Annotated in this window: 6 protein-coding genes and 3 pseudogenes; 3 read left to right on the forward strand and 6 right to left on the reverse strand. The window is 59.8% G+C overall.

Annotated elements, in window-relative coordinates:
• Together ATO3_RS28140 and scpB are read left to right on the forward strand one after the other, a co-directional pair.
• A partial coding sequence (locus ATO3_RS28140; protein ID WP_143747420.1) for a DUF1403 family protein occupies positions 1-419 on the forward strand: 419 nt, incomplete at its 5' end.
• Positions 420-466: 47 nt separating this feature from the next.
• Positions 467-1,081, forward strand: coding sequence for an SMC-Scp complex subunit ScpB (scpB, locus tag ATO3_RS28145; protein ID WP_088653042.1), 615 nt, complete (start codon positions 467-469; stop codon positions 1,079-1,081).
• Here the strand turns inward: scpB and ATO3_RS28150 are convergent.
• The 5 genes and pseudogenes from ATO3_RS28150 to ATO3_RS28160 all read right to left on the reverse strand — a co-directional run bounded on the left by ATO3_RS28150 (position 1,065) and on the right by ATO3_RS28160 (position 4,615).
• Entirely contained in the window at positions 1,065-2,099 is a 1,035-nt protein-coding gene (locus ATO3_RS28150) for a TniQ family protein (protein ID WP_088653039.1), read from the reverse strand. The two genes, scpB and ATO3_RS28150, sit on opposite strands and share 17 nt — an antisense overlap.
• Entirely contained in the window at positions 2,096-2,407 is a 312-nt protein-coding gene (locus tag ATO3_RS29435) for a hypothetical protein (RefSeq protein ID WP_233152361.1), read from the reverse strand. The genes ATO3_RS28150 and ATO3_RS29435 overlap by 4 nt, the downstream gene beginning before the upstream one ends.
• Before the next feature lie 12 nt (positions 2,408-2,419).
• Positions 2,420-2,485, reverse strand: a pseudogene (locus tag ATO3_RS29620) (hypothetical protein); the annotation flags it as partial.
• A 59-nt stretch (positions 2,486-2,544) separates the two neighbouring features.
• Positions 2,545-3,093 (reverse strand): annotated as a pseudogene (locus ATO3_RS29625) (TniB family NTP-binding protein); the annotation flags it as partial.
• A complete protein-coding gene (locus tag ATO3_RS28160; RefSeq protein ID WP_088653040.1) occupies positions 2,981-4,615 on the reverse strand; it encodes a Mu transposase C-terminal domain-containing protein in 1,635 nt (544 codons plus the stop codon). The gene ATO3_RS28160 and the pseudogene ATO3_RS29625, both read right to left, overlap by 113 nt.
• Positions 4,616-4,759: 144 nt before the next feature.
• Here ATO3_RS28160 and ATO3_RS28165 point away from each other — a divergent pair, with 144 nt between their 5' ends.
• Complete coding sequence (locus ATO3_RS28165; protein ID WP_088653041.1) at positions 4,760-5,779, forward strand: hypothetical protein; 1,020 nt, start codon at positions 4,760-4,762, stop codon at positions 5,777-5,779.
• A 473-nt stretch (positions 5,780-6,252) separates the two neighbouring features.
• Here the strand turns inward: ATO3_RS28165 and ATO3_RS28170 are convergent.
• Positions 6,253-6,839: pseudogene (locus ATO3_RS28170) on the reverse strand (IS5 family transposase); the annotation flags it as partial.
• Positions 6,840-6,870 lie beyond the last annotated feature (31 nt).

Raw genomic sequence — 6,870 nt, forward strand, 5'->3', positions numbered from 1 at the left:
GGCAAGAATGCTACCGTTTGACCACACAAAGTGAGGCAGAGCCGATTAAAGGGCAACGCGACAGTTGGGATCATGTCGTGCCGCTTCTGGCAGCAGGCCTGAAACGCGCCGACATGCGCAAGCGAGGCAAATGCCTACGCTCGGCTTGTCATCGTGCGCTCGTCTCATCGGCGGTCGATGCCGCGCGTCTCTCAACTGACCTCGCGCGGCGGGCAGCGCATCTCAAAGCGGTCGCGCCGAAGCTGCGCGCCAAGGGCGCAGAGGCCGCCGTCGCGATGTTCCTGACCCAAAATGCCGTCGCGCCTGCGGCCCTCCCACTACCGGACCGGTCCGCACGGCGGCTCTGTGACCGGTTGGTCGATCTCGGCGCGGTGCGCGAGCTGACCGGCCGCGACACGTTCCGGCTCTACGGGATGTGAGCATGAGCATGTCCAGCGAAAGTGGGAACCGGTTTCGCGGTTCGGACATGCGACCACCAAAAAAGGCCAAGGATCAAGCCGAAACTGACTTCGATCGGGAATTGGACGATCTGCCAACCGAATTGCGCTGGCGTGAATGGATGCGGCGGATTGAAGCCGTTCTCTTCGCCAGTGCATCGCCGGTGCCGCGCGAGGACCTCGCGCGCGTGGTGGGGCAGGGGGCTTCGGTCGATCTGTTGGTCGAAGACCTGGTCGCCGATCTCGAAGGACGATCCTTCGAAGTGGCGCAGGTGGCCGGCGGCTGGATGTTGCGCACGCGGCCCACCTACGCCCCGGCGATCAGGGCCGCTGCGGATGTGGGCGAACAGCTTCTGGACCTGGACGAATACGATGTCGCGGTGCTCGCTGCCATCGCCTACCACCAGCCGGTCACACGGGACGGGCTGAAGGACATCTTCGGCAAGGAGATCAGCCGCGATCTGATCGGGCGACTGCATGCGCGCGGGTTGATCGGAACCGGCCCACGGTCGCCGCGGCGTGGAGCACCCTATACCTATGTGACGACGGAGCAGTTCCTGGTCGCGTTCGATCTGGAGTCGCTGCAGGACCTGCCCGATCGGGAGCAGATGGAGGATGCAGGGGTCATCAATTCGCAGGCATAGCCGTTGCCAATGATGTGCGGCGGTTTGAATGAAGGCGAACGATGACCTGTTGTAAGTCCGCCAAATCAGGATGTCTGGAGCGCGTCTTTGTTCCCGGTGTGATCTGTGACGTGATCTCTGCACTCAATGACGCCACCAAGTCGGATTGCTTGGGCGCAGCCCGTGCAATGCGGGTCCAGAGATCAATTGCAGGATGCACGGAACGTTTTTGGACGTGCGTCATTCCATCGGCCAACTGGCGGAACAATTCGTAGCGGACCCGGTGCGGCAAGCGCGAAATTGACGTCGGCTGGCGATTGAACGTGAAACAAGCCGCCCCAAGCATGGCGGGCAGGGATGTCTTTCCATGCCGTCCATGTCCCGCAACATGCATTCGAAGCAAATCGTCGATGAGCCGTTCGAGACGCTGCACATCATACTCGGCGGGCAGGGTGGGTTTTCGGAGATCAGCATCACACCAGACGCAGAAATGTTGCGGCAGAAGCCGGTTCTGTCGAGCAGGCGCAATGCCGCCGCCGCAGGCAGGGCATTGGTCGCGCAAGCGGCATCCATGCCGAAAGCAGGAAACGCGCGTCGCCAGGCTCCAGCCGCGCCGGAAGAACGGTGCGCGATCCTCTTTCAGGCATGCCGGGCAATATTGCAGGCGATTGACCCGAGCGGTCGATGTGCGGGCATCTCCTGATCCTGTGATCAGCCGCACTCGCAACCGGGCCAGCGGGTCGCGGTGCAAAGCCAGGCCATCAATCTCCTCGGCGGGCAACCGGGTTCGCTCGACCAGCAAACTGAGGACCCGTCCGGGAAGATTTCGATCAAGCTTCGCAGACCAATCTGCACCTGCGACATCCAGAACCCGCCCAAAATATTGAGGAGGAATTCCATTGGCCATGGCCAGCCGATGCAACCAGCTCGACAGCAACTCTCCGGGTACCGGTGCGACAACGACGGGCCAGCCTTGCCCCACCTCGTTGCCGTAGTCGCGCGCAGGTGTGACTGTGATCTCGGACGCAGACTGGTTCAAATCATTTCGCGGCGCAAAGGAGCATTTCGGCGTTTCGACAGGGGCGTATAACCAAGAGTGGTGATGGTCGCTTCAGAAATGTGTTCCTCGCCGTTCCTTATCGCCTTGATAGCCGCGTTGCTCACGATATCGACGACCTCTCCGATCAAGCCCTCTGACAAATCATGGATGATCTCGGCCAGTGACGGTCGCGACAGGTCCGAGGCTCGGGCGAGAGGCATGCTGGTCTCAAGACTATCGAGGAGCGTCGCGAAATCCTCGTCATACGCCCATCTGGGAACAGGGATCGTATCGAACCGCGATCCCATTTCCTCGGTGTCGTGTACCGCGTCATAGACCGCAACCTCGCCAACCAGTACGGGCGAAATGTCGTGGACACGTGCGATACGGCGCGCAGGAACGAAAAGATAGCCTTCACGTCCTGTCGGCGCCCTCGAAGGGCGCTGTGAAACTCATCGAAGATGAGCAGGCGGGGTTTCAAGCTGTCCAGCAAATGATCCACCTGCTCGCCCGCGCGCGACAGGCTCCGCCAACCAGATGCCTGAGGCGCGCGCAACCCGGCAAGAATGCTGGCATAGAAGTGAGACAGTCCGGCACCTTCTCGGGTCTGGATCACCCAGATCCTTTGACGTTCTGACTGCCGCAAATGTTCAATCGCAAAGCGTTCGGCGATCATCGTCTTGCCGTTGTGATAGGGGCCTGTCAGCAAGAGCCCTCTGGGACGCAAGGTTACTGGCCGATCGAGTAGCAGACTCATGGCGTTATGGGCGCGACTTGCCACCGGATGGCTGATCCAACGGGCCGTCCGGATATGGGCGATGCGGCACGCGTCACCGGCATCAAGAAGTGATGCGGCGGAGTCCAGGAGGTGATCAGTCATTTCACCAATCCTCAACCGGAAAGACGCGGCGCGGGCGCTCAGGGTCAGGCGTTTCGCGGATTGGTGTCGGGGAAGAAGTGAGGCTCTGGTAGGGTTTCGGCGCATGAGCCGCATGCCTGGCCCGTGCGACTTCCTTCAGCCTTTGCTTCTTCGATGCCGAGGCATCTACGGTCGCCGCGATTTCGCGGCGGATCGCGGTCTTCTCCTCAATCGGGCGCCGACCGGTTTCGCGCGCTCGGCTTCTCTCGGCCCTGTGCTGCCAGAGGGTGACCCCTTCAAGCAGTCCATCCCGACGCGCCACAGGGCGCCAGGCTCCTGTATCGGGATCCTTGATGTAGATGTGGCTAATGTCCCGAGGATCATAACGAACATCGAGAGCATCCAATCGATCACGGCGGGCGACCAATGGACCCAGCCATGGATCGAAATAGTCGTTGGCAAACAGGCTGACACCTTGAGGAGAAATCCTGCGTGTCTTGTTCGGGAGAAAGCTGAGCAATACGTCGAAAGGGCTGTCTTCCGGGCCATCCGGCTGACGGCATTTTCGTATCCATTCAATGGTCGGGACCGTCAGCTTGCGTTCATTCTGGCTAAGATTGTGATCGATGATCGCCAACGCGATACAGCGTTCGAGGTCTGCAAAGCTGAGCCTCGCACGGTCTTCGGACAGATATTCACCCCGATCCGCGATGGAACGCCCGGTCTTGCCAGGCAGGGAGCGCAGCACCGTATTCACCTTGCCGAGAAGCCGTTCGACAACCCCGCCACGATGGACGGTCCCCTTGTTCCGGCTTTGAATTGCAATCCCGTACTCGGCACAACCCCGGATGAAACTGGTGCTTCTGAATTCCATGGCGGAATCCACGACGACCTTCTTCGGGCGGCCAAACATCGGCCAGGAATGATTGATGTCGCGCGCTGCCAGCCAGTCCTCCTTGCGGCACATCGCCTGCGCCAGACAGAGGGCGACCGACAGGCGTGAAGGCTGTTCAAGGGTCAGGCAGAAGCCGATAATCGCGCTTGTTGCAACATCGGCTGCGATAGTGAGATAGGGGCGTCCGATATAGATGCCCTGACCATCGATGACTTCCACAAACTGGATGTCGGCGGGGGTATGGTCTATCTGGACGACATCGAGTGCGTGGTTGGCCCGGATATAGCCTGGGCGGGGTTTCAGACGCCGCAGGCTTTTCCCTCCTGAATGTCGCCGTCGGGCAATCTCCTCGGGCGAGAACAGGCGCGGGATACGCTTGGATACGGTGACATAGGCAGGCGGATCAAGACCCTCGCTGACACAACGGGCACGGATTTCATCGACAATCGGCGCAAGGTCCGGTTGCTCGGGCTGAAGCCACATCTCCCGAAGGGTTGCCGAAGTGATTTCCTCAACAGCCGGGCTGATCCTTGCGCGCCTAGCTCCACCTGTCTTTGGCAACAGCGAAGACACCCGACGTTCGGTACGATATCGGCGCAGGTGGTTGTAGACTTGGCGCGTCGAGAGACGCAATTCGGATGCGGCCCGAGAAACTGCGGTGCGCATAGGCTCTTGCCCGTCCAAAATGCGATCCAGCTCTCGCGCGATACGCGTTGCCTTGGCCCAAGCCTCGTCAGACGCTTCATTTTCGCGCAGCGTCATGAACCCGCCGCTCCACGGTTTCTAAACCCCATCTTCTGCCCCATGTTCTCGCTTGTTGAAACGCGAGCTAAAAATTGAAATCGGAACATAAAGTACCACGTCGGATTACGCTTCATCCTACTGAAATCCTGTAAGAACTTTTTGATGAAACGGCAAAGCAATTGCGACAACGACGAGGATCTCTGGTTTCTGCCTGGGCCAATCGAAGAAGAACCAGATGATTTGCCTCCCGGGCCGCGTGCGGAACCGCCGGACACTGCCGTCATCGAAGACTGGGCAAAGGCAGAAGGCGTTCACGCTGCGCGACTGGCAAGAGTGGCTGGACGCTTGGGTGCTCTGGATGACCGGCTGCTGCGTGGCCCGGAAGGCTGGCGGCATCGCCTCGCTCTTATCGAGGCAGCAGACCTTAGCTGGTTCGCAGGGGATCGGGTGAGTTCTGATCGTCTGGCGCTTTGGATATCGATGCGGCTGTCAGGTGCACAGGATGACCCAAATGCCCTGGCAAGAGTTGGATGGGCTGTTCGGCGTCTGACAGGCGGTCCCGGACCGAAGGCTGACTTGGCCGCCTTCCTGGATCGCCGCGATCCCGAGAACATTGAAGGCAGCGCTGAGCGTTTCGAAGATCGCGCGGGCGGATGGCTGGACGTAATGGCCGCAGCAGCCGAGCTCCACCCAATCACGCGGGCTTGCATGGGCTTTCATCTCTGGAGCCTGGCGGGCCTCGGGCAGCACGGCGACCAGATGGAAGCCGCCGTCACCGCGTCCAGGATCGCGGCAAGCGACGGAAGCGGTGCCATCTTTGCACCGCTCGCCATGGGCGGGGCAGGGGGGCTGCGTGCCTCGGGCTTGCCAACGGAACGCTTGGTCCGCTGGTTTGATGGGATGAACAGCGCAATTCTAACGGCGATGCGAACACTTGACGATATCGAGGCGTGGACCGGGTGGGCAGAAAGCGTCATGGCGCAATTGTCTGGCCGTACGCCGGTCGCCTTGCGGAAAGCCTTTTCCCAGTGGCCCTTGGTCTCCGCCCCAATGGCTGAGGCCATGACTGGAGCCAGTCGCGCCGCCGTTCAGCGCAATCTGGCGTGGATGGAGGCAAGCGGTTTGATCCGCGAGGTGACAGGGCAAGAGCGGTTCAGGATGTGGAAAGCTGCAGGAGTATGAGTCGTCCAGTATTTCTTGATGATTCTGAATAAAACCCGATAGTTACGGCAAATCGAGTGCAGTGTATGTTCATGCATTGATCGCACAATGCGGTACCAATGTGTACCTTTGGTGGGGTTTCACCGATGCGACGGTGCGCGCAGGCAATAGGTCTTCGTCGATCTCACGACCACTTCGCCGTGCTCGACTTTGACGAACGGTCATCAAAACAAGAACAACCTTCGGATGTCTTCAAGGGCTCTGATGCTGTAACCGCCCCCCGGCGGCATCGACGTGCCAAGGTGGGATCGCAACAATCCGTATTGGGAGGCGGTCATGTTGGAGATTATCACGGTCGGGCTGGTTCTAGCGAAGAACATGTTTCAGGTCCATGGCGCAGACAGCGAAAGATGTTGCAGTCTTCATAAGAGCAACGAAATTTGATGCATCATTAACATGATGTAAGATTACCTAGGCTCTGGACTCATTGAGTTTCACAGCCAGTAGATGACGAGTGCGGCGAGAGCGATGGCGGAGAAGAATGCCTTGGGGCATCTGTCATATCTGGTCGCGACGCGCCTCCAGTCCTTGAGCCTGCCGAACATGATCTCGATCCGGTTGCGGCGTTTGTAGCGGCGCTTGTCGTATTTGACCGGGGTCTTGCGTTGTTTCCGACCTGGGATGCAGGCGCGTATCCCCTTGTCTTGCAAGGCCTCTCGGAACCAGTCGGCGTCGTAGCCGCGGTCTCCGAGCAACCATTTGACGTTTGGCAGGCTGCTCAACAGCGCCCGCGCGCCAATGTAATCACTGATCTGTCCGGCAGAGACGAAAAAATCGATCGGCCGCCCCTGACTGTCACAGATGGCGTGCAGCTTGGTGTTCATACCGCCCTTGGTGCGTCCAATCAGGCGGCCGCGCCCCCCATTTTGACGCCCAGACTGGACGCCGTTCTGTGGGCTTTCAGGTAAGTCGCGTCGATCATCACGGTCTTCTTCTCGCCGTGCTCGGCGGCCAGTCCTGTCATCATCTTTGCGAAGATCCACCTATCGCTCCAACGCTTCCAGCGGTTGTAGAGCGTTCTCTGATTGCGGCCTTGTCAAGCGTGGGAAGTT

Source organism: Marinibacterium profundimaris (genome assembly GCF_002210095.1).
GTDB classification, from domain to species: domain Bacteria; phylum Pseudomonadota; class Alphaproteobacteria; order Rhodobacterales; family Rhodobacteraceae; genus Marinibacterium; species Marinibacterium profundimaris.